Consider the following 26140-nt stretch of genomic DNA (forward strand, 5'->3'; position numbering starts at 1 on the left):
GCCCCCTTTTTCCATCATGCCGTCACTCAACCGTTGTTCATGCGGTTGTCGATCAGGTCGGTGACGACGCCCGGATCGGCCAGCGTCGAGGTGTCGCCCAGGCTGTCATGCTCGTTCGCGGCGATCTTGCGCAGGATGCGGCGCATGATCTTGCCGGAGCGGGTCTTCGGCAGGCCGGGAGCCCACTGGATCAGGTCGGGCGAGGCGATCGGGCCGATCTCCTTGCGGACCCAGGCGACCAGCTCCTTGCGCAGCTCCTCCGTCGGGGTCTCGCCGGCGTTCAGCGTGACATAGGCGTAGATGCCCTGGCCCTTGAGGTCGTGCGGATAGCCGACGACCGCCGCCTCGGCGACCTTCGGATGGGCGACCAGCGCGCTTTCGACCTCGGCGGTGCCCATGCGGTGGCCGGACACGTTGATGACGTCGTCGACGCGGCCGGTGATCCAGTAATAGCCGTCGGCGTCGCGGCGGCAGCCGTCGCCGGTGAAATACTTGCCCGGGAAGGTCGAGAAGTAGGTCTGGACGAAGCGCTCATGGTCGCCATAGACGGTGCGCATCATGCCGGGCCAGGCGTCGGCGATGCAGAGGTTGCCCTCGGTCTCGCCCTCCAGGATCTGGCCCTCATTGTCGACGACGACCGGCTGGACGCCGAAGAAGGGCTTGGTCGCCGAGCCCGGCTTCTGGCCGATGGCGCCGACCAGCGGGGTGATCAGGATGCCGCCGGTCTCGGTCTGCCACCAGGTGTCGACGATCGGGCAGCGGGCGTCGCCGACCACGTTGTAATACCACAGCCAGGCTTCCGGATTGATCGGCTCGCCGACCGACCCCAGAACGCGGAGCGAGGCGCGCGAGGTGTTCTTCACCGGGCCTTCGCCTTCGCGCATCAGCGAGCGGATGGCGGTGGGCGCGGTGTAGAAGATGTTGACCTTGTGCTTGTCGATGACCTGCCAGAAGCGCGAAACGTCCGGGTAGGTCGGGATGCCTTCGAACATCAGCGTGGTGGCGCCGTTGGCAAGCGGACCGTAGACGATGTAGCTGTGACCGGTGACCCAGCCCACGTCGGCGGTGCACCAATAGACCTCGCCCTCCTTGTAGTCGAAGACATACTGGTGGGTCATCGACGCATAGACGAGATAGCCGCCGGTGGTGTGCAGCACGCCCTTCGGCTTGCCGGTCGAACCGGAAGTGTAGAGGATGAACAGCGGATCCTCGGCGCTCATCTCCTCCGGCGGGCAGTCGGCGGAGACGCTCTCGATCTCCTCGTGATACCAGAGGTCGCGGCCCTCGGTCCAGGCGACGGCGCCGCCGGTGTGCTTGACCACCAGGACGTGGCGGACCATCGGCGCGCCGGCCACCGCCTTGTCGGCGTTGGCCTTCAGCGGCACCTTGCGGCCGCCGCGCAGGCCCTCGTCCGACGTGATGACGAAATGGCTGTCGCAGTCGACGATGCGGTCCTTCAGGCTGTCGGGGGAGAAGCCGCCGAAGACGATGGAATGGATGGCGCCGATGCGGGTGCAGGCCAGCATCGCATAGGCGGCCTCCGGGATCATCGGCAGATAGATGGTGACGCGGTCACCCTTCCTGACGCCGTTCTTCTTCAGGACATTGGCGAGGCGGCAGACCTTCTCGTGCAGTTCCTTGTAGGTGATGGCCTTGGAAACGCCGGGGTCGTCGCCTTCGAACAGGATCGCGGTCTGGTCGCCGCGGGTCGCCAGATGGCGGTCGATGCAGTTGGCCGACACGTTCAGCGTGCCGTCCTGGAACCAGCGGATGTGGACGTCGCCGTTGAAATCGACGTCCTTCACCTTGGAATAGGGCTTGATCCAGTCGAGCCGCTTGCCCTGCTCGCCCCAGAACGCCTCGGGGTCCTTGACCGACTGCTCGTACATGCGGGCATAGGCCTCCGCATTCACGTGGGCGGTCGCCGCGATCTCGGGCTTCACCGGAAAGAAGCTGGTGTCGGTCATGGGTGCGATTCCCCCGTGGTGCTTCCGAATTGGCCGGAAGATGTTGCAGGGCGGCGGGCCGCCGCCCGGAATTGAGCGGCATTATCCACACAAGTCGCGGGACGAACAAGCAAATCGGCCCCCGCAGGCCCCCCGACCAAAGGAGGATTGTGCCGCTGATTTTGCAGCGCGAAACTGTTTCCTCTCCAAGCATACCAAGGCACTCGGGCATCGGGTGCATCGGCGGGTGCATCGGCCATCGGGCGGCGGAGGTCCCTTGCCGCGACCATCCGCCGCGCCACGCCGAAAAGCGCCTCATGACCGTCCTGTAACGAGACGTCCCCCGCTTAACCCGACCTTAACCGGCCGGCAGCTATAGAGTTGCTGCATTACGGTAACGATCATCGGCGGCAAGGATCGCAATGCCCAGCACCACAAACGCGGACGATCTTCCCGAAACCGGCGACGACACCGCCCGTCTGGTCGGTCTGGCCGACCGCAGCAGCCTGATGGCGATCGACGCCACGCTGCGCACGCTGGCCGGCCCCGCCGGGGCCATCTCCGCCGGCACCTCCGCCGTCGGCATGGCGGACATCGCCCGGCGGATGCTTCAGGCGACCCATGATTTCAGCGCCGCGATGCAGGAGGCGGCGGAGTAGAGGGGCTACCCCCTCGGGGTCGGGGCGGGCCGCCCCATCCGTCCCCGAACGGGGGAGCGGATGGGGACATCGGTTGGATACAAGGCCAAAGCCTCAGGCCGGAACACCGACCCCCGCCAGATCACAGACCCGCGTCCATTCGTCATCGCTGACCGGACAGACCGACAGGCGGGACTGGCGGACCAGCGCCATCGATTGCAGCAACGGGTCGGCCTTGATCTGCTTCAACGTGACGGGCGTCCTCACCGGCGTCACCGGGGCCACATCGACCATGCCGAAACGGCCGGACTCGTCGCTGGGGTCCGGGTAATAGGTGCGGACGATCTCGACGATGCCGACGATCTCCAGCCCTTCGTTGGAGTGATAGAAGAAGGCGCGGTCGCCCACCTCCATCGCCTTCAGGTTGTTGGAGGCCTGGTAGTTGCGCACCCCGTCCCAATGGGTCCGGCCATCGGCGACCATGCGGTCCCAGGAATATTTGAACGGCTCGGATTTCACCAGCCAATAGGCCATCGCCGCGATCCCTCCCGCTCAGGCCTTGGGATAGACGCGGCGCCAGGGCCGGATCGTCACGCTGTCGAACAGGCCGGCCTTGGCATAGGGGTCGCCGGCGGCGAAGGATTCAGCGGCGGCGGCATCCGCGCACTCGACGATCAGCAGGCTGCCGACCATGCCGCTCTGGTCGTCCGACAGCAGCGGGCCGGCGGCGAACAGACGCTCGGCGTTGGCCTCCAGATAGGCCAGATGCTCGGGGCGGTTGGCGGCGCGGATGTCGGCGCCCCCCGCCTTGTCGACGCAATGGAACATGAACAGCATGCGGTCCCCTCCTCCATTCGATGGAGCGGGAGCCTAGCGCAGGGAAGGACGGCGGGAAAGCGTCGGCTGACGGTTGCGGATCACGCCACCACGCGCGGGCGCCGCGGCGGCGTTTTGGCGCCCTTGCAGGGGGAATAACCACCGGGGGCGATGCGCCCCAGGCTGATGCCGGTGCGCTCGATCTCGCCGAAACCGCGCAGCCCCATCTCCAGCGCCGCGGCCAGCGCGATGCGCCCACAGGCCTCGGCGTCGCTGCCGGCATGATGGTGATCCAGCGCGATGCCGAGGAAATCGGCCAGATGGTTCAGCCGGTGCCCGGTCAGCGCCGGCCAGGCCCGGCGTGCCAGCATCACGGTGCAGAGATAGTCGCAGGCCGGCCAGTCCAGCCCATAGTCGGTCAGGGTATGGCGCAGCACGCTGATGTCGAAGGCGGCGTTGTGGGCCAGGATCAGCCGGCCACGCACCCGCTCGCGCAAGGTCGCCCACACCTCCGGGAATTCGGGAGCGTCGGCGACATCCTCCGCCCGGATGCCGTGGATGGCGCTGTTGAAGCTGTTGAAGCGCGGCTCGCGCGGGCGGATCAGATGCTCCTCCGTCGCGGTCACGCGGCCATCCTCGATCCAGGCGACGCCGATGGAGCAGGCGCTGGTCCGGGTTTCGTTGGCGGTCTCGAAATCGATGGCGACGGCGTGGCCGGAAATGACGGTCATGAAGCTCCAGCGGAAAGACAGGTCAGAGACGCAGGCGGCTGGCGAGGTCCTCGGGCAGCGCGCCGGTCGCCGCCAGAATCCGCAGCTTCAGCAGGCTGGCCACCGCCATGGCGTCGGTGATGGCGCCGGACAGCACCATGTCGATCACCTCGGCGAAGGGCAGGCGGCGCAGCGCCAGCACCTCGGTCTCGTCGGGAGCGGATTGGCCCTGCTCCAGACCCCAGGCGACGAAGCTATGGGCGACCTCGTCGGTGATGCAGTTGGACAGGTGCAGCGTCATCAGCGGCATCCAGCATCGCGCCGTCAGGCCGGTCTCCTCGCGCAGTTCACGCGCGGCGGACTCCTGCGGCTCCACCCCCTTGCGTCCGCCGCCCTCGGGGATTTCCCAGCTATATTGCTTCAGCGGGAAACGATACTGGCCGACCAGTGTCACCGTGCCGTCGTCATGGACCGGCACCACGCCGGTGGCGAGGCTGCGGGGATGGACGACGCCATAGATGCCGGGCGCGCCCTTCGGGGTCAGAACCTTGTGTTCGACCACCTCCATCCAGGCATTCTCGTACTTCGTCGTGCTGGTCAGCACGATCCAGGGATTGCCGGTGGATTCACCGGTTTCGATCGGCACGCCAGGCCCCTCCTTCGATTGCGGCCGGAGTATAGGCAGCCGCCCCCGCCGCCGCAATGCCCGCCCATCGCCGCCATGCAGACAAAAACCGGTAAAATTTCTCAGAAATTGACGAAAACGAAGTCAAAATCGTTAAATAATGGTTTCTTGACAGGCAAATCAGCAGGACATACTTCTAAATCAGGCAAGCAAAAGCCGACAACATACCCCGAAAGTGGTAATTCCTGTTCCGCCCATTGATTTTGAAAGGGCAGGCGCGTGGTTCCGCAGATCAGTCCGCAGGAGCTGGAGCGATGGCGAAACCCCGACTGGCGCATCCGTCTGGCCGCCTGGTGGGAAGGCTATGACCTGTCCCGCCTGCCCCGCATCAGCGACCGGACGGGACCGCGCAAGCCGGAGGAGCGCCGCCATCCCGCACCGGTGACGGCGATCGGCCCCACATCCCCGGTGATCGCCCCGGTAATGGCCCCGGCGACGGCCCCAACGATGGGCCCGGCCCCGCCGTCGGACCCGGCCGCGGCCGCCGGCAATCCGGAGCTGGACCGGCTGGCGTTGATGCAGCTCGACCGTCACGGCGAGCCCGTCTGGTCGCCGGCGCGCAGCGAGGGCGCCCAACTGCTGTGGGGCCAGGACATGACCGGGCCGGAGGAGAGCGCATGGATGGTCGACTCCGTCCGTTCCTTCGGACTCAGTCCGGCCAAAAGCGTGCTGGACCTGTCGGCCGGTCTCGGCGGCACCGCCCGCGCGCTGGTGGCGAGCTGCGACACCTGGGTGACCGGTCTGGAACCGTCGCCGCTGCTGGCGAAGCTGGCGATGGACCGGTCCAAGACGCTCGGCGTCTCGAAGAAGGCGCCGATCGCCCAGTATGATCCGGAGCATTTCAATCAGGCGGGCAGCTTCGACCTCGTCCTGGCCGACCGCCTGCTTCACCGCGTGCGCGACAAGGATTTGTTTCTCGACCGTGTCGGCGAGTGCGTGAAACCCAAGGGCGGCATCGCCCTGTTCGATTATGTGATCGACGGCGCCCCCGGCTCCTGGGACAGCTGGAACGCCTGGCGGGAGGAGGAGCCGATGGATGTCTATCCCTGGACCGCCACCCGCATGGCCGACGAGCTGACCCGACGCAACCTCGACCTCCGCATTTCGGAGGATCTGACCCAGCTGCACCGCCGCCACATCATCGACCGGGTGCGCAAGCTTGGCGACACGCTGACCGCCGCCTCCCCGCCCCCGCCGGTCCTGGCGGCGCTGAAGCGCGAGCTTGCCCTGTGGTGGGCGCGGCTGCGGGTGCTGGGCAGCGGCCTGCGCTTCGTCCGTTACGTGGCGATGAAGCCGGTGTGAGCCGCCCGCCTGTTCAAAGGCCATATGAATTTCGATGTTCATATGAGTAAAGAACGCGTCCCTGAAAATGTCATAGGATGATCGGCGCATGATCGGCGGGGAGGGGAGCGATCCGGCGCCCCGGCCTTGTCCATGCTCCCGCTTTCCTGGAGCCATGCGTTTGGCCTGACCCTTTGTTCCGGGCGTTTGATCTGCCGAGCCCCCGCCCTACATCTTGGCTGCAAGACGCGTGGGCGCCCGCAAGGCGCCCCAGGTCTTTTGGACAATCCATCGAGTCCTTCGACCGATCGTCCTTTGGACCGCCGTCACCTGAACCGCAACCGAAGCGCTCTCCCAAGCGCCGACCAAGGCGCATGCCAGACCCAATCGCCAAGGAGGCTTCCCCGTGACCACCTTCACCGGTCAGGATTCGCTGAAGACCCGCCGCTCCCTCACCGCCGGCGGCAAGAGCTACGATTATTTCAGCCTGAAGGCCGCCGGCGAGGCAGGTCTCGGCGACCTGTCGCGGCTGCCGTTCTCGATGAAGGTGCTGCTGGAAAATCTGCTGCGGTTCGAGGATGGGCGCACCGTCTCCGTCGACGACGTGAAGGCGGTGGCGCAATGGCTGGTGGATACCCGGTCCGACCGCGAGATCGCCTATCGCCCGGCGCGCGTGCTGATGCAGGACTTCACCGGCGTGCCGGCGGTCTGCGATCTGGCGGCGATGCGCGAGGCGATGGCGTCGCTCGGCGGCGATCCGGCGAAGATCAACCCGCTGGTGCCGGTCGACCTCGTCATCGACCATTCGGTGATGGTCGATTATTTCGGCGGCGCCGACGCCTTTCAGAAGAATGTCGAGCTGGAGTTCGAGCGCAACCTGGAGCGCTACGCCTTCCTGCGCTGGGGCCAGAAGGCCTTCGATAATTTCCGCGTGGTGCCGCCGGGAACCGGCATCTGCCATCAGGTCAATACCGAATATCTGTCGCAGGTGGTGTGGACCGACAACGACCCTTCGGGCAAGCCGGTCGCCTATCCCGACACGCTGGTCGGCACCGACAGCCACACCACCATGGTCAACGGCCTGTCCGTGCTGGGCTGGGGCGTCGGCGGCATCGAGGCGGAGGCCGCCATGCTGGGCCAGCCGATCTCCATGCTGATCCCGGAGGTCGTCGGCTTCCGCCTGACCGGCCGGCTGAAGGAGGGCACCACCGCCACCGATCTGGTGCTGACCGTCACCCAGATGCTGCGCCGGAAGGGCGTGGTCGGCAAGTTCGTCGAGTTCTTCGGGCCGGGGCTGGACAGCATGACGCTGCCCGACCGCGCCACCATCGGCAATATGGCCCCCGAATATGGCGCGACCTGCGGCATCTTCCCGATCGACGCCGAGACCATCCGCTACCTGACCTTCACCGGCCGCGACCCCGACCGCGTGGCGCTGGTCGAGGCCTACGCCAAGGCCCAGGGCATGTGGCGCGAGCCGGGCGGCCCCGACCCGGTCTTCACCGACGTGCTGGAGCTGGACATGGGCACGGTGGAGCCGTCGCTGGCCGGGCCGAAGCGGCCGCAGGACCGCGTCGCCCTGTCGGCGGTGGCGCAGGGCTTCGCCAGGGACATGACCGAGGCCTACAAGGCCGACGACCCCAGGAAGGCGGTGCCGGTGAAGGGCGCCGGCTACAGCCTGGAACAGGGGGCGGTCGTCATCGCCGCCATCACCTCCTGCACCAACACCTCCAACCCGGCGGTGCTGGTCGCCGCCGGCCTCCTGGCCAAGAAGGCCGTTGAGAAGGGTCTGACGCAGAAGCCGTGGGTCAAGACCTCGCTGGCTCCAGGCAGCCAGGTGGTCACCGACTATCTCGCCAAGGCCGGGCTGCAACCCTATCTCGACCGCATCGGCTTCAACATCGTCGGCTATGGCTGTACCACCTGCATCGGCAATTCCGGCCCGCTGCCCGATGCCATCGCCGCGGCGGTGGAGGAGGGCAACCTCGTGGTCGGCGCCGTGCTGTCGGGCAACCGCAACTTCGAGGGCCGCGTCAACCCGCACACCCGCGCCAACTATCTGGCCTCGCCGCCGCTCTGCGTCGCCTACGCGCTGGCCGGCAACCTCAACATCGACCTTGCCACCGATCCGCTCGGCACCGGCGGCGATGGCCAGCCGGTCTATCTGAAGGACATCTGGCCGAGCAGCCGCGAGGTGCAGGACGCCATCGACGCCTCGCTGACCGCCGAGATGTTCCGCAGCCGCTATTCCGATGTCTTCAAGGGGCCGGAGCAGTGGCAGGCCATCGCCACCGCCGAGGGCCAGACCTATCAGTGGCAGGACGGCTCCACCTATGTGAAGCTGCCGCCCTTCTTCAGCGGCCTGACCGCGACGCCCGACCCGGTGTCGGACGTGCGCGGCGCGCGGGCGCTGGCGGTGCTGGGCGATTCCATCACCACCGACCACATCTCCCCCGCCGGCTCGATCAAGAAGACCAGCCCGGCCGGCGAATATCTGCTGAGCTATCAGGTGCGCCCCCAGGACTTCAACAGCTACGGCGCCCGCCGCGGCAACCATGAGGTCATGATGCGCGGCACCTTCGCCAATATCCGCATCCGCAACGAGCTGATCCCCGGCGTCGAGGGCGGCGAGACCAGGCATTACCCCTCGGGCGAACGGCTGCCGATCTACAGCGCCGCCATGCGCTATGCCGACGAAGGGGTGCCGCTGGTGGTGGTCGCCGGCAAGGAATACGGCACGGGATCGAGCCGCGACTGGGCGGCGAAGGGCACCAGGCTGCTGGGCGTCCGCGCGGTGATCGCCGAAAGCTTCGAGCGCATTCACCGCTCCAACCTCGTCGGCATGGGCATCCTTCCCTTGCAGTTCAAGGACGGCGTCACCCGCGCCGACCTGAGGCTGGACGGGTCGGAACGCTTCGACATCGCCGGCATCGAGCAGGATCTGCGTCCGCGCAAGGACGTCGCCCTGACCCTGACCCGCGCCGACGGAACGGTCGAGACCCACACGCTGCTTCTGCGCATCGATACGCTGGACGAGGTCGAATATTACCGGAACGGTGGCGTGCTGAACTTCGTGCTGCGGACCCTGGCGAAGTGACCATGCCGAAGGCCGGGTGAGAAAGGGGCCGCCTCCCGGCGGGGGGAGGGAGGGACCCGCGAAACGGGGGGGGGTGGGGCAAAATCGCTGCCGCGGCAGCCCCCCGTCACGCCGTCCCGGCGCTCGCCATCATGCGGCGCAGCTCGTTGGGGAAGACCGGCTTGTGCAGGAGGCGGAAGCCGCGGCGTTCCGCCTCCTCCTGGCGTTCGGGATTGGTATCGCCGGTCAGGATGATGCCGGGAACGGCCTGCCCCAGCATGGTCTGGACGGCGCTGACCGCCTCCGGCCCGGTGCGGCCCTGCTGGAGCTGGTAGTCGGCCAGCACGATCCGGGGACAGCGGCCGTCGGCGCGCAGCCGCTCCAGCGCCTGATCGCCCGACTTGGCGGTCAGCACGTCGTAGCCCCACCCCTCCAGGATCGCCTTGAGGCCGAGCAGGATGATCGCCTCGTCGTCGATCACCAGCACCATGCCCTTGGCCGCTTCCGCCCCAGCCCCATTCGCCGCCTGGACGACGGCCGCCCGCCCGGCGGCCGCCTTCGCGGCTCCACCGTCCTTGCGGCCACCGAAGGCGGCGGCGATGGCGCTGATCGCCTGCCCGCGGCCGTTGGCCGCACCGTCGCCACCATCCCGGGCGCCATCCCGGCCTCCATCATTGGCGACCGATCGGCGCGCCAGGGTCGCGGCGGCGGCGGCGGTGCCGTTGGCTGGACGCTGGGATCCCAGGATCACCCGCGGCAGTTCCACCGCAAAGACCGACCCCCTGCCCTCCCACGACCGCACGGTCACCGGATGGCCGAGCAGACGCGACAACCGCTTGACGATGGCGAGCCCAAGGCCCAGGCCGCGCTCGCTGCGCTCGCCGAGCTGGGTGAATTCCTCGAAGATGTCCTCCAGCCGGTCGGCGGGGATGCCGACACCGGTGTCCCACACCTCCACCCGCATGCCGGACGACGTCCGGCGGCAGCCCAGCAGCACCTTGCCCTTGCCGGTGTAGCGCAGCGCGTTCTCGACAAGGTTACGCAGGATGCGTTCCAGATGGGCAGGATCGGTGCGGACCCAGGCGCGGGTCGGCACGGCGCGCAGTTCCAGCCCCTTCTGGGTGGCGCGCGGTCCATATTCGGCGACCAGCCGGCCGAGCAGCTGGTTCAGCCGCACCTCGACCGGAGCGGCGACGATCTTGCCCGATTCCAGCCGCGACATGTCCAGCAGCCCGTCGAGCAGGCCCTTCAGCGTGTCGAGCCCCTGGCGGATGTTGTCGAGGATCGGCAGCGCCGGATGCCCCTGGATGCGGTCGCCCAGAGCCGCGGTGAAGAGGTAGAGCGACTGGACCGGCTGGCGCAGGTCATGGCTGGCGGCGGCGAGGAACTTCGACTTGCCGTCATTGGCCTGATCGGCCTCCTCCCGCGCGCGGTGCAGTTCGGCCTCGGTGCGCTTGCGCTCGGTGATGTCGATCCCGGTGGCGATCAGGTGGGTGACCTGACCGTCGGCATCGACCATCGGGGTCAAGGTGACGTCCACCGTCATCTCGCGCGCCGCCCTGTCCCGCCCATCCCTGTCCCGCCCCGCCGTCAGCCGGAGGCCGGCGTCGAAGCGGGAGGAGCAGCCGTCAGCCCCCAGAGCCAGCGCCTGGCGCAGCCGATCGCGCCCGGCATCGTCGAAGGACAGCCAGCAGATCTCCTCGAAGGGGCGGCCGAGGATGCGGGCGGGCGGCAGTCCGGCCGCGTCGGCGGCGGCCCGGTTGACCTGGGCCACCGCCCCGTCGGGCGTCAGCACGCCGACATAGGCGGGCAGCGCGTCGAGCACGGCGCGGATATGGCCCTCGGACCGGCGCAGCGCCGCTTCCCGCGCCTCCAGGCGGTCCGCCATCATGTCGAAGGCATGGCCGAGCTGGCCGATCTCCGACGAGCGGTCGGACAGCTTGACGCGGGTGGCGGTCTTGCCCTCGCTCCAGTCGCGGGCGGCGGAGACCAGCGCGTCGACCGGCCGGCGGATGAACAGGGTGCCGCCGATCCAGGCGGCGGCGGCGGCGACCAGGAAGCCGGACAGCGTCATCAGCAGCCCGTCGCGGGTGGCGCGGTCCACCATGCCCATGGCGGCGCCACGGTCGACCCCGACGCTGAGGAACAGGTCGTGGATGCCGACGGATGGCGGGGAATAGGCCAGGATGCTCGGCACGCCGTCCGGCCCGGACAGGGTGGCGACCCCCTGCTCCCGCGCGGTCAGCAGCGGCAGGTAGCTGTCCGGCAGCCGTTCGCCGGCCCGGCCCTGGAAGCCCAGCAGCTTGACGAGGATGGTGCCCGAGCGGTCGGCGACGGTCAGGGTGGTGTTCGGCGGCAATGGCCGGGCGGCGAACACCGCGGTCAGCCGCGGCACGTCCAGCGACAGGGCGACAACGCCGGCCCGCCGGCCTTCGGGGTCGATGAAGGGGGCGGCCACCGGCAATTCCCCGCCGCCGGCATCGGATCGGGTCAGGGTCCATTCGCCGATGGCGAAATGCCCCTCCGCCATCGCCCGGCGGAAATGGGGCTGGGCGGCCAGCGAGGCGCCGACGCGCGACGGATCGGCGCTGCACAGGATGCGCCCGTCGGCGTCGACGATCGACAGGGTGCGGTAATCGGGCGAGCGGTTGGCCAGCCGTTCCAGATAGGCCTGACAGTTGACCATGTCGCCCCGGCGCAGGAACGGCGCCTCCGTCACCGCGGTCACCAGCAGGCGGGCGCTGTCGATGACGCGGGCATGCTCGCTCTCGATCTGACGCAACAGCCGTTCGGCCTGGAAGGTGACCTCCGCCTCGCGTTCCGCCCGCTGTTCGAGCACGCCGTAGATCTGGATGCCGATGGCCGGCAGGACCGCGAGCAGGACCAGAATGAAGAGGCGTGCCAGAAGGGTCATGGCGTGGACGGGGCTCCTCCGCGAAGCCGACCGGATGGAACGCCGGATGCGCGACCGGTCCGCAAGTTCGTTGCTACCGCACTTATGGTTAAGCGCCGGTTAATTTGGCAAACAACAGTACCGGATATACGAAAGAATATGAACCGAAGGCGGGATTTTCCGCCGGCACTTCGGTAATCGATCCATATCCACATCCGAAATCAAAATATACCCCGATTGGGCGGCGGCCGTCCAAATGGCTATAGCCTGGCGGCTTTCTTGAATTCCCGCGATTACCGCGCCCTGCGATTTCCAGCCACGCTGGAGTTGTGTCACGGGACCGCCGGCGGGAACAGGCCGCCATGCGGGCTGTTGAAGGGCTGCGATGACCATTCCCTTCCTCCTCCCTCCGCTCCGCACCACCGCACAGGGCATGCCGCGCCGCGTGGGGGTGGAGCTCGAGTTCGCCGATCTCGACGCGCCCTCGGCCGCGGCCTGCGTCCACCGGCTGTTCGGCGGCTCGGTGACCGTCGAAAACCCGCACCGCTGTCTGGTGACGGGCACCCGGCTCGGCGACTTCACGGTCGAGCTGGACATGCGCTCCGCCCACGGCGGCAAGGGAGGGGCGGCGATGCTGGATCCCCTGCGCCCGCTGTGGGGCAACATCGGCAGCCTGGTGATGCCCTTCGAGATCGCCGCACCGCCGGTGACGATGGACCAACTGCCGGACCTGGAGGAGCTGGTGGTCTGCCTGCGCGCACTGGGCGCCGCCGGGACCGAGGCCAGCCCGCTGTTCGCCTTCGGCCTGCATTTCAATCCGGAGGTGGCGCGGACCGACGGCGACCACCTGCTGGACATGCTGAAGGCCTTCCTGCTGCTGGCCCCCTGGCTGCGGCGGGAAATCCGGGTCGACGTCACCCGCCGGCTGTCCGGCTTCATCGCTCCCTTCCCGGCCACCTATGCCGCCAAGCTGGTCGATCCCGCCTATCGCCCGGACCTCGGCGGACTGATCGACGATTATCTGGCCGACAACCCCACCCGAAACCGCGAGTTGGACCTGTTCCCGCTGTTCGCCCATCTCGCCCGCGCCGCCCTGAATCCCATTCCCGGCCGTCTGGCGACGGTGCTGGCGGATCCGCATGTCCGGCCACGCCCGACCTTCCATTACCGGCTGCCGAACGCGCGGCTGAGCGATCCCGGCTGGTCGCTCGCCGCCGACTGGAACCGCTGGGTGACGGTGGAGCGGCTGGCCGCCGACCGCGCCCTGCTCGACGGTCTCGGCACCGAGTACCGCCACGCCGCGCAAGCGCGGCGGTTGGAGGGCTGGGCCGGACGCATCGACGAGCTGCTGGGGGCGAATCCCGGCATCCATGGCGGCGCCACAGGCGGCGCCGCCCGTCAGGCCGGCTGAAGGAGCGCGCGATGGCAGCCCTGATCGCCAGGTCGCGGCCGCTGGTCGGCCTCACCGCCTCGGTCCATGGCAGCCGCATCGCCGCCCTGGCCAACCGGCTGGCGCTGTGGCGGGCCGGCGCCTCCTCCGTCCGCATCACCGCCGACGCGCCCTTCCCCATCGACCGGCTGGACGCCCTGGTGGTCGGCGGCGGCGACGACATCGACGCCGCGCTCTATGGCGAGTCGGCCAGTCCGCAAATCCGCATCGATCCGGAGCGCGACCGGCTGGAGCTGCGGGCGCTGGATTGCGCCGCCAAGGTCGCGCTGCCGGTGCTGGGCATCTGCCGCGGATCGCAGATGATCAACGTCCACCGCGGCGGCTCGCTCCACGTCGACATCCACGCGGTGTATGAGGAGGCGCCGCACATGCGCACGGTCCTGCCGCGCAAACGCATCCGGATCGAGCCGGACAGCCGGCTCTACCGCATCCTCGGCATCGGCGAATGCCGGGTGAACGCGCTGCATCACCAGTCGGTGGACCGCGTCGGCGACGGCCTGCGCATCGTCGCCCGCGAGCGCGCCGGCATCGTCCAGGGCATCGAGGCGCCGCAGGAGCCCTTTTTGCTCGGCGTGCAATGGCATCCCGAATATCTGGTCGCCGACAGCCGGCAGCAGGCGCTGTTCCGCCATCTGGTCGCCACGGCGGCCGGCACAGGGGCGGGCACGGGGGCGGGCACCGCGCCCCCGCCCCTGGAGGATCCGGCGGAAGACCCGCCCGTCCGGCGGCGGCCGGCGCGGGCTTCCCGCTGACACATCCCGCTGACGGCGGCTGCGGAAACGGCGGCGAAAAGGGTCACGAAAACAGCGCGGGCGCCGCCGGAGGGTCAGGGAATGGCCGCTCCGGGACGCCCGCGCCGTTGGCGGGGATGCGGCGGTTACTGGCCGCCGCTTCCGCCGTTGCCGCCCGGACCGCAATTCGGCGTGCCCGGCGGGCAATGGGTGCCGGTGGCGGTCTGGTTGTCGCGCGGAATGGTGCTGCCGGTGTTGTTGCCCATGCCGGAGGGCGCGGTGGTGACGCCCGGCATCACCGAACCCGAGGACCCCGTCATGCCGCCGTCGCCGGTCCCGGACGAGCCGGATGTCCCCGTCCCGTTGGGGGAGGTGGTGAGAGGACCGCCGGACGAGCCGGCCGACGGCGACATGGTGGAACCCGGCGGGGTGCGGACGACTCCGTCCGGGCCGGTGTTGCCGCTGCCGGCGCTCGGGGCGGTGTCGTAGGCGCCGCTGCCCTTGAGGGTGCCGGGGTTGGCTTGCTGAGCGGTTTGGGCCAAGGCCGGGGTGGTCAGCAGGAGAACCGCCGAAACGGCACCGATCATCAGGTTACGCATCCTCGAACTCCTTCATGGTGGCGACGCCTCGCATACGGGCATCTTCTGGAAACCGGGCGGGCCGGCACCGTGGGCCGCCATCGCGGCGTCCGATGCGGGCCTCGCGTCCTTCACCGGTTTAGAACAGGCCGATCCGGCGATGGTCACGGTCGCCACCAGCGCTTTTTTGCGGAAAACGGACGGCGCGTCAGCGCGTCTCCGCCACCCGGCCCCCGTCGGAGATGACGATCTCGACCCGGCGGTTCTGCTGGCGGCCGGCGTCGCTCAACCGCCCTCCGGCGAAACTCCCGCCCGGCGGTTGTCGCGGCGGTTGCCGCGGCGGTGGCGGGCCAGCCGCAGCGCATAGGCCGCCAGCAGGACGACGAACAGCGCCAGCGCCCCCGGCACCATCCAGTCGGCGATCCAGGGAAAGCCGACCCGCACCAGATAGCCGGCGCAGGCCAGCACCAGCGACCATAGCGAGGCCCCGATGGCGGCATAGACCAGGAACACCCCCATCGGCAGCCCGCAGGCCCCGGCGGGAACCGAGATCAGCGTGCGCAATCCCGGCAGCGGCTGGCACAGCAGCACGGCGACGCCACCACGCCGGGCGAACCAGCCGGTGGCGCGGTGGACCTGCTCCGGCTTCACCGTCAGCCAGTGGCCGTGGCGGCGCAAGGCGGACTCGAAGCGCTCGCGCCCCATCCAGCGGGCCGGGACATACCACGCCAGCTCTCCCACGGCGGAGCCGAGCCCGGCGGCAAGCGCCACCAGCAGCAGATTGAACTCCCCCGTCGCCGCCCCCATGCCGGCCAGCGGGACCACCGTCTCCGCCGGCACCGGCGGAGCCACGCGGGCGAGGATCAGCATCAGAAAGATGCCGAGATAGCCGAACTGCTGAACGATCTGGATGATCCACTCGGTCATCGCGGGCCATGAAGGTTGGGGGGAGGGTTGCGGGAGAGGCGGGCCTCCTCCCCGTGAACCGCCGGAGCCTCGCCGGCGTTCCCCGTCTCCCGTCTTCTTGACCGCGCCCGCTCTTGACCCCGATCAAGGCGCGGGTCGTTCGTCCACGGTTGACTGTATTCATCATGACCGCATCCCTAGCACTTGCCGCCGCCCTGCTGTTCCTCAGCCACGCCCTGCCATCCTGGCCGGGACTGCGGCCCGCGCTGATCGCCCGGCTCGGCCGCGGCGGCTTCGTGGCGATCCACTCCATCGGCTCGCTGGCGGCGCTGACCCTGTTCGTGCTGGCCTACCGCGCCGCCGACGGCGGGGAGGTGGTGTTCACCCCCGCCGGCTGGGCGGCTCCGCTGGTGGCGCTGGTGATGCCCGTCGTCTTCCTGCTGCTGGTCGCCCGCGTCACCACCCGCTTCGGCGGCCAGAGCGAGCCCAACCCGCCGCGCGGCATCTACCGCCTGACCCGCGCGCCGGGCAGTCTGGCGCTGCTGCTGTGGGCCCTGGCCCATCTCAACGCCACCGGCGACGGGCGCCGGGTCCTGCTGTTCGGCACCATGGCGGCCATCGCCCTGTTCGCGCTGGTGAAGAACGAGATCCTGCTTGGCCGCGGTTCAGCCGGGCGGGCCTTCCGGGCGGAGACCTCGCTGGTGCCGCTGGCCGGGCCGCAGGGTTGGCGCGGGGCCGGACGGGGGCTGGTGGAGATGGGACCGGCGCGTCTGGCCGGCGGGCTGGCCGCCTATGCCGGCATGCTGATGCTGCACCCCCTGCTGTTCGGGGTGGATCCCCTCTACTGGGTAGGTTGAGCGCGGCGGCGGAGCGGCGCATCTGTTGAAGACCGCAGGGGATGAGCATCCTTCGCCGCCGCCCCATCGCCACCGCTCCAGGAAGCCCCCGCATGAAAATCCGCGAGATCATGACCCGCGACGTGCAGACGGTCCGTCCCGACGACAGCATCCGCCGGGCGGCGCAACTGATGGACCAGTTGAATGTCGGCATCCTGCCCGTCTGCGACGGGCGCGATCTGGTCGGCGTGGTGACGGACCGCGACATCACCATCCGGGCGATTTCCGCCGGAAAGCAGCCCGACCGCTGCAAGGTGGCGGAGGTGATGACCGCCAACCCGCGCTATTGCTATGAGGATGATCCGGTCGGCAGCGTGACCGAACTGATGGCCGGTCAGCAGATCCGGCGGGTGCCGGTGGTGGACCGCAACGACCGGCTGACCGGCATCGTCTCGCTGGGCGACCTCGCCGGCAATGCCAAGAACGACCGCGCGGTGCAGGACGCGCTGGAGCGGATCTCCTCCCCCTCCCAGCCGGACCGGCCGGTCTGAACCGGCCGCCTGCACCCCCAACCGCCGCCCGCCCGTCAGGCGGCGGTTGGGGCGCGATCACTCGACCTTGAGGCTGACCGCCTCCATGCCCTTTTCGGTCTGGCGGACGGTCATGCGCACGCGCTGCCCGTCATCCAGGCCGCGCAAACCGGCGCTTTCCAGCGCACGGGCCGGAATGAAGACGTCGCGCCCGCCGTCATCGGGCTGCGCGAAGCCGTAGCCCTTGCCGCCGTTGAACCACTTCACCGTTCCGCCCATCTCGCTGGTCGGCCCGTCCGCCTGCGGCCGGCGAGGGCCGCGATCCTGGTAGCCGCCCCGATCCTGACCCCGGCCCTGGTCCCCCCGGCCCTGGCCCCGGTCCTGGAACCCCCGGCCCTGGAAGCCGCCACGGTCGCCGGCATTGCGGTCACGCGGACCGCCGAAGCCACGGTCGCCACCACGGTCGCCAAACCCCCGATCCCCCCCACGATCACCAAAGCCACGGTCACCAAAGCCACGGTCACGCGCCTGCGGGCGGGCCGGAACGGCGGTGGACAGATCGACGGAGTGCAGGACGCTGACCTGCTGGCCCTTGCGGTCCTCGACGATGTCGACGACGACGGTGGCGCCGTCCGGCAGGGTGGTATGACCGGCGGGCACGACGATCGAGGCCGGCAGAAGGGCGTCCTTGCCGCTGTCGCCGACCTTGACGAAGCCGTAGCCGCGTTCGGGATTGAACCATTTCACGGTGGCCGTCACCTGGGTGGCGACGACGTTGGGCTGGCGATAGACGTGGCTGCGGGGCTGATTGTGCATGGGAAACCCGAACTCCGGCAAACAGAAGCGGCGCCCATGCCGGTCCATCTGCGGACCGACGGACGCCAACCCCTGACTCATCGCCCGTCCGGACGCTCTTGGCAAGTCGGGACCGCTCCGAATAGGCCGGACGGGCGACGAATCCCGCCGATGGAGGCCGCTCACCCCATCAGACGGTCCATCAGACGGTCGGGCAGCGGCGGCGGTTCGCGCGGGGGAACGGGAATGGGGACGGGCGGTTCCCCCAGCGGCGGGCGCGACGGGTCGCCCGGCACCGGCAACGGCTCGTCGGGGATGGTCGGTTCGCGCGGCGGGGACGGCGGATAGGGACCAAGACTGAAAGCCATACAGTGCTCCTCGAATTCGCATTGCGTGCCGCAATCTTCCGGGCATGTCGAAACCGGTACGCACCCGCCGGCCTCAGCCGCCATGACCGCCGGGCGCCGTGCGTGACAGGCGCCGGGCATCGTCCAGGCTGGTCATGCAACGGGTCTCGTCACCGTCGCGGGCGGCGCCGCGGGCGGCGGTGACCAGCGATTCCAGCTGTGCGTTCCGCGCCGCCTGCCCCATCAGCCCGTCACCCCCGCCGGAACCGCCCGGTCCGCTGTCGGGCGCCGCCCGCGAACCGGCCTGCGGGCCGACCGCGGGGGCGGTGGGCATGGTGCTGCCGATGGAGGGCGGTGCGATCACCGACCGGTCATCGACGGCGGGCGGCGCCACCATGCCGCCGGACTGGGCCAGCCGCTCGCTGTCGGGACCCTGGGCGCCACGGCCGCCGCTGCCCGACCCCGGCTCGTCGCGTGGCGTGGAGCCGGACAGGCCGGGGGGGCCGGGAACGGCGACCGGCGGCGGCGCGGTCGACAGGCCGAGATCGGCGGCGAACCGCTCCACCATCGCGGCGCAGCCCTCCTGTGCCGCCTGGACCGTACCGGTTTGAGCCGCCCCGGTTTGAGCCGCCGCCGGCTGGCTGACGAAAAGTCCGGCGGCGAGGGCGAGCGCCGCCGGGCCGGGCCTTGGGAACCCGGATCTTGGGAACCCGGATCTTGGAACCTCCGTGCGCATCGGTCGCGTCCTCCTCGGATCGGCTGAGCCGTTGGATGGCGGGCTTCGACCACTTCAACGGCGGGGCATGGGGGACGGTTCCGGCGGACGGGCGGAAGATCGGCCCGGCCATGCATCTTGCTCATTTCGCAGGCAGCGGGCGGGGACTGTAGAGTGCGCCTCCCCCTCCTCGAACCGACGGTCCAAAGGTCCATCATGATCGCCAACATGGCCGCGCTGGGCGCGGCGCTGTGCTGGGCCGCCGGCGGCCTGATCGCCATCGGTCCGGTGCGGGCGCTCGGCTCCATCGCCTTCAACCGCGTGCGCCTGACCATCGTCGCCACCGCCCTGCTGATCGCCACCACGCTGATGGGGGGCTGGCAGACGCTGGATGCCGGCGCCGCGCTGACCCTGGCGCTGTCGGGACTGCTGGGGATCGTCGTCGGCGACATGGCGCTGTTCTGGTCGCTCAGCCGGCTGGGGCCGCGCCGCAACGTGGTGATCTACGCCGCCAACGCGCCGCTGACCGCCCTGCTCGCCTATGCCCTGCTGGGAGAGGCGCTGGGTCCTTGGACCGTGCTCGGCGTGGCGCTGGTCACGCTGGGGGTGATGCTGGCGGTGGCGCTGCGCTCGGGTTCCACCCACAGCTGGGAGGCGATCCAGGGCAACCTGCTGGCCGGCGTCTCGGTCTGCCTGCTGGCGGCGGTCGGACAGGCCACCGGGTCGATCATCGCCAAGCCGGTGATGGCGGCGGGAGCCGATCCCATCGCCTCGGCCGCCGTGCGGGTCACCACGGCGGCGCTGATGTTCACCGGCATCGGCGCTCTGTCGGCTCTGCGTGGCGGTGCCGCGACGGTGGAGGGCCGCAGCTTGCTGGGCGGGCTGCTGCCGCGCGGCCTGACGCCGAAGCTTGTCCTCCAGATCGCCGGCAACGGGCTGCTGGGCGTCGGGCTGGGGATGACGCTGCTGCTGATCGGGCTGGCCCATGGCAATGCCGGGGTGGTCGCCACCCTGTCGGCCCTCAGCCCGGTGCTGATCCTGCCGATGATGTGGCTGCTGACCGGCCAGCGCCCGGCCTTGGGCGCCTGGGCCGGCGCCGCGGTCGCGGTGGCCGGCGTCGCCCTGATCGTCAACCGGTGATCCCCGGCCGCTGATCCCCGGCTGGCGATCCCCGGCCGGCAAGGTGCCGCCTCAGCGCGCCGTCTCCACCACCACGCCCAGGGTGGGCAGCGCCGCCCGCACCGCGGCGGAGGCGCGGTTGACGGCCTCGCGCAGCTCGGCCTTCAGCATCGGCATGTCCGGCCGTTCCTGTTCGCAGGCATGCTGCACCTTGCGGGCGGTGCGCGACAGCTCCTGAAGGCCGAGATTGCCGGCCAGCGACACCATGGCATGGGCGTCGGTCGCGGCGGCCTGCGCCGAGCCCGCCTCGCTGATGCGGTCGACGCGCAGGGCCAGTTCGGTCAGCGTGCCATGGACGAAGCGGGGCAGAATATCGGCGCCCAGCGTGTCGGCCAGCGTGTCCAGCGCCGCGCGGTTCAGCACCGGCATGGCGTCCGGCTCGGCGGCCGGGCCGGCCGACACCACCGCCGCGTCACCGCCGTCGGGCCGGCCGCCATCGGGGCGCCCATCATCGGACTGCCCATCATTGGACCGCCCGGCATCGCCCTCGACGTCATTCCCAGCCCCGGCATCAAGCCAGCGCTCGACCGCGGACAGCAGCGTGTCGCGTTCGATCGGCTTGGTGACATGGTCGTTCATGCCGACATCCAGGCACAGTTGCAGCTGTTCGGTCAGCGCGTTGGCGGTCAGCGCGATGATCGGCACCGCCCCCTTGCGTCCGCCGAGCTGACGGATGGCCGCGGTCGCCTGCAAGCCGTCCATCCGCGGCATCTGCATGTCCATCAGGACGAGATCGAAGGCACCCTTGCGCATCGCCTCGACCGCCAGGACGCCGTCCTCCGCCACCTCGACCGTATGGCCGGCCTTGCAGAGGATGGAGGAGGTGACGATCTGGTTCATCGGCACATCCTCGGCCAGCAGGATGCGGGCGCCGCGCGCCGGGGCGGCCCGCCCGCGCTCGGCCCCCGCTCCCGAGGCCACCAGTCCGGGGGACGCGGCGACCGGCAGCGGCAGTTCGAACCAGAAGGTGCTGCCGACGCCCGGACTGCTCTGCACGCCGATATGCCCGCGCATCAGCTCGACAAGTTGCTTGGAGATGATGAGGCCGAGCCCGGTACCACCATAGCGCCGGGTGGTGGAGCGGTCGCCCTGGCTGAAACGCTGGAACAGATTGGCCTGATCGGCCGGCGGGATGCCGGGGCCGGTGTCGCTGACGGAGAAACGCAGCAGGACCGGCGCCCCCTCGCCTCCGCCCTCCCCCGGCCCCGTCAGCAGCCCGACCGACACCAGCACCGACCCGCGTTCGGTGAATTTCACCGCGTTGCCGACGAGGTTCAGCAGGATCTGGCGGATGCGGGCCTCGTCGCCATGGACGAAACGCGGCACGCTGCCGGCCAGCGACAGTTGCAGCAAAAGCCCCTTCTGCGAGGCGGCATTGCTCATCAGGTCGCGGCAGTCGCGGAGCAGCCGGTGCAGGTCGAAGGCGCGCTCCTCCAGTTCCAGCTTGCCGGCCTCGATCTTCGAGTAATCCAGGATGTCGCCAATGATCGCCAGCAGTCCGCGCCCGGCTTCGCGCTGGAGCGCCACATACTGGCGCTGCTCCGGCGTCAGCTCGGTCGCCAGCAGCAGGTCGGCGAAGCCGATGACGCCGTTCAGCGGCGTGCGGATCTCGTGGCTCATCGAGGCGAGGAATTCCGACTTCACCCGGGTGGCGGCCTCCGCCTCCGCCCGGGCGGCCGACAATTCCCCCTCATAGCGCTTGCGCTCGGTCACGTCGCGGACGACGCCGATCACCACGAAACCGCCGTCGGAGCCCACCGCCGGGCGCATGCTGGATTCGACCCATAGGTAATGGCCGTCGCGGTGCCGCAGCCGGTGGGTGAAGGTGACGGTGGGCGATCCCGATTTCAGCCCGGCGAAGGCCAGCGCGGCGGCGTCCAGGTCGTCCGGGTGCAGAAGATTGGCCGGGGAATGGCCGACAATCTCCGCCGGGTCGTGCCCCAGGATGTCGCGCACCGACGGCGACAGGTAGCGCACCGACCCGTCGGCCTTCAGTTCCAGGATCATGTCGGTGGCGTTGTCGGCCAGCAGGCGATAGCGCGCCTCGCTCTCCCCCAGCCGCCGCTCGGAATCATGGTGGCGCTGCTCGCGCAGCAGCAGGCCGCCCAGGAACAGGGTGCCGACCGGAATGATCGCCAGCAGAGCCGGCGCCGTGCGCTCGGCCACCTCCCGCGCCAGTTCCAGGGAGGGCAGCAGCAGCAGGGTGGACATCGACACCAGCGCCAGCAGCAGCCCGAAACACAGCAACGGCACCGCGCCCAGCGGCTGGCCGCGCCGCCGCGTCCAGATGGCGAAACCGATGCCGGTCAGAAAGGACAGCAGCGCGTTGGCGACCCCGGCCGCCGTCCCCGCTCCGCCGAGATGGAGCCGGTAGCCGGCGACCGCGACGGCGGTGATGGCGGCGGACAGCGGACCACCGAACAGGGCGCTCAGTCCGATCAGCGGCCCCCGCGCGTCGATGAAGATTCCCGGTCCGATATGGATCGGGTGGATCATCGAGAAGATGGCGGTCAGCGCCATCGTCACACCGAAGACGAGTTGCCGGGTCAGCAGGCCGAAACCGTCCGACCGGCGGATCAGGAAGGTGTAGGCGAGGACGACGAAGGCGCTCGCCGCGATGTTCTCGGCAAGGTCGTACGCGATCGAAGAGAAGTTGCCCCACATCGTCCGGCCGCCGTCCCCGCACCATCCCCCCATCTCTATACCACGGAAGGATGTCGCGAAACCGCTAACGCCGACGGAAATGATGTGACTTGCCCGCGATATTTTCACCAGAGATAAGCCGGCGGCAAGCCGGACAGGGTTTTGACGGGATAGCCGGTTCGTCCGCCGTCAGGGCTCGTCCGCCGTCAGGGTTCGGCATCCGGCTGGCGGTCCGGCTCGGCGGCGGCGAAGGCGGGCAGGTCGCGACAGGCCCCGTCGATTCGCCGCAGGGTGGGATAGCCCTCCAGCGGACAGCCCATCCGGCGGGCGTTGAACATCTGCGGAACCAGCAGGATGTCGGCCAGACCGGGGACATCGCCATGGCAGAAGCGCCCGGTGCGCCGATCACCGGCCAGCCGCGCCTCCAGCGCCGTCAGCCCGGCGGCGATCCAATGGCCGTACCAGCCATCCACCTCCCGCTGGCTGTGGCCCAGGGTCTTCAGATGGGCCAGCACCCGCAGATTGTTCAGCGGGTGGATGTCGCAGGCCACCGCCAGCGCCAGCGCCCGCACGCGCGCGCGGCCCGGCGCGTCGGCCGGCAGCAGCGGTGGCGTCGGATGGGTCTCGTCCAGATATTCGATGATGGCGAGCGACTGGGTCAACACCTGGTGCCCGTCCGGCCCGTCGATCTCCAGCGCCGGCACCAGATGTTCCGGGTTGAGGTCGGCATAGGGCGGCTTCGATTGCTCGCCCCGGCGCAGATGGACGAAGGCCTGCTCCGGCGCCAAGCCCTTCAGGTTGAGGGCGATGCGCACACGATAGGCGGCGGAGGAACGGAAGTAGGTATGAAGCTTCACGGGTGAACATCCGTCAGTTCGATGGCGCGTCAAAGCCCCAGATAAGCCTGCCGCACCCGTTCGTTGCTCAACAGCGCGGCGCCACTGTCGCTCAGCACGATCTCGCCGGTCTCAATCACATAGCCGCGGTCGGCGATGGCGAGTGCCGCATGGGCGTTCTGCTCCACCAGCAGGATGGTGGTGCCCTCACGCCTCAGCCGCTGCACCGCGTCGAAGATCTCCGCCACCAGCAGTGGCGCCAGCCCCATGCTGGGCTCGTCGAGCAGCAGCAGGCGCGGCTTCGCCATCAGGGCGCGGCCCAGTGCCACGATCTGCTGCTGGCCGCCCGACAGGGTGCCGGCGGGCTGGTCGCGCTTGATCCTCAGCACCGGGAACATCTCGTAAAGCCGCTCGATGTCGTCATCGGGCCTGCCGCTGCCCCGGCGGTAGGCGCCGAGGCGGAGATTGTCCTCCACGCTCTGCGGCCCGAACAGCTGCCGGCCCTCCGGCACCTGCACCACCCCCTCGGCGACGCGGCGCGACGCCTTCATCCGGGTGATGTCGCGGCCGTCGAAGGTGATGCGGCCGCTGCTGGCGGGGTGGACGCCCGACAGGGTGCGCAGAAGCGTTGTCTTGCCGGCGCCGTTGGCGCCGACCAGCGCCACCAGCTCGCCCTCCCGCACGGTCAGGCTGGCCGATCTCAGCGCGTGGATGCGGCCGTAATGGCTGTTGAGGCCCTCGATCTCCAGAAGCATGGGAGGCCCTCCTTACGGTGCGGCGCCGAGATAGGCGGCGATGACATCGGGATTGGCCGCCACCTCCTGCGGCGTGCCCTCGGCCAGCAGGCGGCCCTGGTTCAGCGCGGTGATCCGATGCGAGATGCCCATCACCATCTTCATGTCATGCTCCACCAGCACGATGGTGACGCCGGTCGCCGCCACGCTCTTGATCACCTCGTCGATCTCGCGGCTTTCGGTGGCGTTCAGCCCGGCGGCCGGCTCGTCGAGCAGGAGCAGTTTCGGCTCCGACGCCAGCGCGCGGGCGATCTCCAGCCGCTTCAGCGCGCCGTAGGGCATGGAGGCGGCGTCGGCATCGATGTATCTCGCCAGCCCGACCTGGCTCATCAGCAGCACCGCCCGGTCCTTCGCCTCGCGGTCCTTGCGCGCCAGCGAGGGGAAACGGAACAGCGCCGGCAGCAGCCGGGTGTCCAGGTGCAGATGCCGCCCGACCATGACGTTCTCCAGCGCCGTCATGTTGAAGAAGATCTGCAAATTCTGGAAGGTGCGCGACATGCCGCGCGCCGCCAGCCGGTAGGGCGCCATGCCCGACATGTCCGCCCCGTCGAACAGCACCCGGCCGCCCGACGGCTTGTAGACGCCGGTCACCAGGTTGAACAGGGTGGTCTTGCCCGCCCCGTTCGGCCCGATGATCGAATGGATGTCGCCGGCGGCGATGGTGAAGCTGAGGTCACCGATGGCGAGCACGCCGCCGAACTCGCGGCTGAGATGTTCCACCGTCAGGATCGGCGGGCCGACGCGGCGGGCCTGCGCCGTGATGTCGGGGGAAAGCTCAGTGGTCGCCAGCATCTTCATGCCCGCCTCCGCGCCGGGATCAGCGCCGCCAGGGTGGGAAGCAGGCCCTTGGGCATGAACACCATCGTCGCCATCAGGATGCCGCCCAGCACGATCTGCTGGTAGTCCTGGAACACGGTCAGCGCCTGCGGCAGCAGCGTCAGCACCACGGCCCCCACGACGGCGCCGAAGGTGGAGGCCATGCCGCCGAACACCACCATGGTCACCAGCTCGATCGACTTGAAGAAGTCGGCCTTGGCCGGGGTGATCAGGCCGGTGTAATGGGCGAACAGGCTGCCCGCCACGCTGGCGAACACCGCCGACAGCACGAAGACCAGCACCTTGAAGCGGGCGGTGTCGACGCCGACCACCTCGGCCGCCACCTCCGACCCATGGACGGCGCGCAAGGCCCGGCCCATCGGGCTGTCGATCAGGTTCAAGGACAGCCAGACCACGCCGACCAGCAGCAGGCCGACCACCCAGTACCAGACCTTTTCGCCATAGAGTTCGACGCCGAAGATCCTGAACGGCTCGACCATCATGCCGTCGGGACCGCCGGTCAGGCCGCTTTCGGTGCGCAGCACGATCGACACGATGATGCCGATGCCGAGCGTCGCCATGGCGAGGTAATGGCCCTTCAGCCGCAGGATCGGCTTGGCGACCAGGAAGGCCAGCAGCCCGACGAAGACCGCGCCGGCCAGCAGCGCCAGAACCGGCGGCCAGCCATAGCTGCCGACCAGCACGCCCGAGGCGTAAGCGCCGATGCCGAAGAAGCCGGCATGGCCCAGGCTGATCTGGCCGGCATAGCCGATCAGCAAATTCAGCCCGACGCAGACGACGGCGTTGAAGCCGGCGAGGATGGCGATGTCGAGATAGAAGTTGTTGGGCAGGAAGGCCGGCAGGACCGCGATCACCGCGGCCAGCGCCAACAGCCCGGTCAGCCGCCCGTGAAGGAGTGCGTTCATCGTCTTGAAGGTC

24 protein-coding genes are annotated in these 26140 nt (G+C 69.5%); 8 read left to right on the top strand and 16 right to left on the bottom strand.

From position 1 onward, the window contains the following. Positions 1-26 precede the first annotated feature (26 nt). Positions 27-1967 (bottom strand): acetate--CoA ligase, encoded by a 1941-nt coding sequence (gene acs, locus AZL_RS12975; protein WP_012975000.1) that lies wholly within the window; start codon positions 1965-1967, stop codon positions 27-29. Positions 1968-2368: 401 nt separating this feature from the next. Here acs and AZL_RS12980 point away from each other — a divergent pair, with 401 nt between their 5' ends. Further along, the gene (locus AZL_RS12980) at positions 2369-2605 is read left to right on the top strand and encodes a hypothetical protein (RefSeq protein WP_042443117.1); all 237 of its coding nucleotides are present in this window, start codon (positions 2369-2371) and stop codon (positions 2603-2605) included. A gap of 93 nt (positions 2606-2698) precedes the next feature. Here AZL_RS12980 and AZL_RS12985 read toward each other — a convergent pair whose 3' ends face one another. The 4 genes from AZL_RS12985 to AZL_RS13000 form a co-directional block, all read right to left on the bottom strand. Continuing rightward, positions 2699-3118, bottom strand: a complete 420-nt coding sequence (locus AZL_RS12985; RefSeq protein WP_012975001.1) for an EVE domain-containing protein — start codon at positions 3116-3118, stop codon at positions 2699-2701. 18 nt (positions 3119-3136) lie between these two features. Next, on the bottom strand, positions 3137-3421 hold the full coding sequence (locus tag AZL_RS12990; RefSeq protein ID WP_012975002.1) for a YciI family protein: 285 nt from the start codon (positions 3419-3421) through the stop codon (positions 3137-3139). Between the two features lie 80 nt (positions 3422-3501). Further along, positions 3502-4131, bottom strand: coding sequence for a 3'-5' exonuclease (locus tag AZL_RS12995; RefSeq protein WP_012975003.1), 630 nt, complete (start codon positions 4129-4131; stop codon positions 3502-3504). 22 nt (positions 4132-4153) lie between these two features. Beyond that, positions 4154-4756: an NUDIX domain-containing protein gene (locus tag AZL_RS13000; protein ID WP_012975004.1), complete on the bottom strand. Its 603-nt coding sequence runs from the start codon at positions 4754-4756 to the stop codon at positions 4154-4156. A gap of 258 nt (positions 4757-5014) precedes the next feature. On the opposite strand from AZL_RS13000, the gene AZL_RS13005 reads away from it, so the two are divergent. Further along, on the top strand, positions 5015-6097 hold the full coding sequence (locus AZL_RS13005) for a class I SAM-dependent methyltransferase (protein ID WP_012975005.1): 1083 nt from the start codon (positions 5015-5017) through the stop codon (positions 6095-6097). Between the two features lie 385 nt (positions 6098-6482). Continuing rightward, complete coding sequence (acnA, locus tag AZL_RS13010; protein ID WP_012975006.1) at positions 6483-9173, top strand: aconitate hydratase AcnA; 2691 nt, start codon at positions 6483-6485, stop codon at positions 9171-9173. 106 nt (positions 9174-9279) lie between these two features. Here the strand turns inward: acnA and AZL_RS13015 are convergent, their stop codons facing one another. Beyond that, positions 9280-12066: a hybrid sensor histidine kinase/response regulator gene (locus AZL_RS13015; RefSeq protein ID WP_012975007.1), complete on the bottom strand. Its 2787-nt coding sequence runs from the start codon at positions 12064-12066 to the stop codon at positions 9280-9282. 364 nt (positions 12067-12430) lie between these two features. Here AZL_RS13015 and AZL_RS13020 point away from each other — a divergent pair, with 364 nt between their 5' ends. Together AZL_RS13020 and AZL_RS13025 are read left to right on the top strand one after the other, a co-directional pair. After that, positions 12431-13456, top strand: a complete 1026-nt coding sequence (locus AZL_RS13020; RefSeq protein ID WP_012975008.1) for an amidoligase family protein — start codon at positions 12431-12433, stop codon at positions 13454-13456. Positions 13457-13467: 11 nt separating this feature from the next. Continuing rightward, positions 13468-14247 (top strand): gamma-glutamyl-gamma-aminobutyrate hydrolase family protein, encoded by a 780-nt coding sequence (locus AZL_RS13025; protein ID WP_012975009.1) that lies wholly within the window; start codon positions 13468-13470, stop codon positions 14245-14247. Between the two features lie 125 nt (positions 14248-14372). On the opposite strand, the gene AZL_RS13030 is transcribed toward AZL_RS13025, so the two are convergent. Both AZL_RS13030 and AZL_RS13035 read right to left on the bottom strand, forming a co-directional pair. After that, positions 14373-14825, bottom strand: coding sequence for a hypothetical protein (locus AZL_RS13030; RefSeq protein ID WP_042443119.1), 453 nt, complete (start codon positions 14823-14825; stop codon positions 14373-14375). A gap of 264 nt (positions 14826-15089) precedes the next feature. After that, positions 15090-15731 carry a DedA family protein gene (locus AZL_RS13035; RefSeq protein WP_012975011.1) on the bottom strand — a complete coding sequence of 214 codons (642 nt, stop codon included), beginning with the start codon at positions 15729-15731 and terminating at the stop codon, positions 15090-15092. 164 nt (positions 15732-15895) lie between these two features. Here AZL_RS13035 and AZL_RS13040 point away from each other — a divergent pair, with 164 nt between their 5' ends. Next, complete coding sequence (locus AZL_RS13040; protein WP_012975012.1) at positions 15896-16567, top strand: NnrU family protein; 672 nt, start codon at positions 15896-15898, stop codon at positions 16565-16567. A gap of 92 nt (positions 16568-16659) precedes the next feature. Next, positions 16660-17097, top strand: coding sequence for a CBS domain-containing protein (locus tag AZL_RS13045; protein WP_042443121.1), 438 nt, complete (start codon positions 16660-16662; stop codon positions 17095-17097). 57 nt (positions 17098-17154) lie between these two features. Here the strand turns inward: AZL_RS13045 and AZL_RS13050 are convergent, their stop codons facing one another. The 3 genes from AZL_RS13050 to AZL_RS13060 all read right to left on the bottom strand — a co-directional run bounded on the left by AZL_RS13050 (position 17155) and on the right by AZL_RS13060 (position 18954). Next, positions 17155-17892 (bottom strand): cold-shock protein, encoded by a 738-nt coding sequence (locus AZL_RS13050; RefSeq protein WP_012975014.1) that lies wholly within the window; start codon positions 17890-17892, stop codon positions 17155-17157. 161 nt (positions 17893-18053) lie between these two features. Then, positions 18054-18239, bottom strand: a complete 186-nt coding sequence (locus AZL_RS13055) for a hypothetical protein (RefSeq protein WP_042443122.1) — start codon at positions 18237-18239, stop codon at positions 18054-18056. 73 nt (positions 18240-18312) lie between these two features. Continuing rightward, complete coding sequence (locus AZL_RS13060; protein ID WP_012975015.1) at positions 18313-18954, bottom strand: hypothetical protein; 642 nt, start codon at positions 18952-18954, stop codon at positions 18313-18315. A gap of 195 nt (positions 18955-19149) precedes the next feature. On the opposite strand from AZL_RS13060, the gene AZL_RS13065 reads away from it, so the two are divergent. Continuing rightward, complete coding sequence (locus tag AZL_RS13065) at positions 19150-20073, top strand: solute carrier family 35 transporter (protein ID WP_052293667.1); 924 nt, start codon at positions 19150-19152, stop codon at positions 20071-20073. Positions 20074-20124: 51 nt separating this feature from the next. On the opposite strand, the gene AZL_RS13070 is transcribed toward AZL_RS13065, so the two are convergent. The 5 genes from AZL_RS13070 to AZL_RS13090 all read right to left on the bottom strand — a co-directional run bounded on the left by AZL_RS13070 (position 20125) and on the right by AZL_RS13090 (position 26127). Continuing rightward, on the bottom strand, positions 20125-22776 hold the full coding sequence (locus AZL_RS13070) for a hybrid sensor histidine kinase/response regulator (RefSeq protein ID WP_247894215.1): 2652 nt from the start codon (positions 22774-22776) through the stop codon (positions 20125-20127). A 185-nt stretch (positions 22777-22961) separates the two neighbouring features. Beyond that, positions 22962-23612 carry a maleylacetoacetate isomerase gene (maiA, locus tag AZL_RS13075; RefSeq protein ID WP_012975018.1) on the bottom strand — a complete coding sequence of 217 codons (651 nt, stop codon included), beginning with the start codon at positions 23610-23612 and terminating at the stop codon, positions 22962-22964. 29 nt (positions 23613-23641) lie between these two features. Next, complete coding sequence (locus tag AZL_RS13080; RefSeq protein WP_012975019.1) at positions 23642-24346, bottom strand: ABC transporter ATP-binding protein; 705 nt, start codon at positions 24344-24346, stop codon at positions 23642-23644. A 12-nt stretch (positions 24347-24358) separates the two neighbouring features. Beyond that, on the bottom strand, positions 24359-25183 hold the full coding sequence (locus AZL_RS13085) for an ABC transporter ATP-binding protein (RefSeq protein WP_012975020.1): 825 nt from the start codon (positions 25181-25183) through the stop codon (positions 24359-24361). Then, positions 25180-26127 (bottom strand): branched-chain amino acid ABC transporter permease, encoded by a 948-nt coding sequence (locus tag AZL_RS13090; protein WP_012975021.1) that lies wholly within the window; start codon positions 26125-26127, stop codon positions 25180-25182. The genes AZL_RS13085 and AZL_RS13090 overlap by 4 nt, the downstream gene beginning before the upstream one ends. Between the last annotated feature and the right edge of the window lie 13 nt (positions 26128-26140).

The sequence above is a fragment of the Azospirillum sp. B510 genome (genome assembly GCF_000010725.1).
GTDB classification, from domain to species: Bacteria; Pseudomonadota; Alphaproteobacteria; order Azospirillales; family Azospirillaceae; genus Azospirillum; species Azospirillum lipoferum_B.

Excerpts from the sequence above, each read along its gene's own strand:
- acs (WP_012975000.1), bottom strand. The coding sequence starts at position 1,967 with ATGACCGACACCAGCTTCTTTCCGGTGAAGCCCGAGATCGCGGCGACC.
- AZL_RS12980 (WP_042443117.1), top strand. The coding sequence starts at position 2,369 with ATGCCCAGCACCACAAACGCGGACGATCTTCCCGAAACCGGCGACGAC.
- AZL_RS12985 (WP_012975001.1), bottom strand. The coding sequence starts at position 3,118 with ATGGCCTATTGGCTGGTGAAATCCGAGCCGTTCAAATATTCCTGGGAC.
- AZL_RS12990 (WP_012975002.1), bottom strand. The coding sequence starts at position 3,421 with ATGCTGTTCATGTTCCATTGCGTCGACAAGGCGGGGGGCGCCGACATC.
- AZL_RS12995 (WP_012975003.1), bottom strand. The coding sequence starts at position 4,131 with ATGACCGTCATTTCCGGCCACGCCGTCGCCATCGATTTCGAGACCGCC.
- AZL_RS13015 (WP_012975007.1), bottom strand. The coding sequence starts at position 12,066 with ATGACCCTTCTGGCACGCCTCTTCATTCTGGTCCTGCTCGCGGTCCTG.
- AZL_RS13020 (WP_012975008.1), top strand. The coding sequence starts at position 12,431 with ATGACCATTCCCTTCCTCCTCCCTCCGCTCCGCACCACCGCACAGGGC.
- AZL_RS13025 (WP_012975009.1), top strand. The coding sequence starts at position 13,468 with ATGGCAGCCCTGATCGCCAGGTCGCGGCCGCTGGTCGGCCTCACCGCC.
- AZL_RS13030 (WP_042443119.1), bottom strand. The coding sequence starts at position 14,825 with ATGCGTAACCTGATGATCGGTGCCGTTTCGGCGGTTCTCCTGCTGACC.
- AZL_RS13035 (WP_012975011.1), bottom strand. The coding sequence starts at position 15,731 with ATGACCGAGTGGATCATCCAGATCGTTCAGCAGTTCGGCTATCTCGGC.
- AZL_RS13040 (WP_012975012.1), top strand. The coding sequence starts at position 15,896 with ATGACCGCATCCCTAGCACTTGCCGCCGCCCTGCTGTTCCTCAGCCAC.
- AZL_RS13045 (WP_042443121.1), top strand. The coding sequence starts at position 16,660 with ATGAAAATCCGCGAGATCATGACCCGCGACGTGCAGACGGTCCGTCCC.
- AZL_RS13050 (WP_012975014.1), bottom strand. The coding sequence starts at position 17,892 with ATGCACAATCAGCCCCGCAGCCACGTCTATCGCCAGCCCAACGTCGTC.
- AZL_RS13055 (WP_042443122.1), bottom strand. The coding sequence starts at position 18,239 with ATGGCTTTCAGTCTTGGTCCCTATCCGCCGTCCCCGCCGCGCGAACCG.
- AZL_RS13060 (WP_012975015.1), bottom strand. The coding sequence starts at position 18,954 with ATGCGCACGGAGGTTCCAAGATCCGGGTTCCCAAGATCCGGGTTCCCA.
- AZL_RS13065 (WP_052293667.1), top strand. The coding sequence starts at position 19,150 with ATGATCGCCAACATGGCCGCGCTGGGCGCGGCGCTGTGCTGGGCCGCC.
- AZL_RS13070 (WP_247894215.1), bottom strand. The coding sequence starts at position 22,776 with ATGTGGGGCAACTTCTCTTCGATCGCGTACGACCTTGCCGAGAACATC.
- AZL_RS13080 (WP_012975019.1), bottom strand. The coding sequence starts at position 24,346 with ATGCTTCTGGAGATCGAGGGCCTCAACAGCCATTACGGCCGCATCCAC.
- AZL_RS13085 (WP_012975020.1), bottom strand. The coding sequence starts at position 25,183 with ATGAAGATGCTGGCGACCACTGAGCTTTCCCCCGACATCACGGCGCAG.
- AZL_RS13090 (WP_012975021.1), bottom strand. The coding sequence starts at position 26,127 with ATGAACGCACTCCTTCACGGGCGGCTGACCGGGCTGTTGGCGCTGGCC.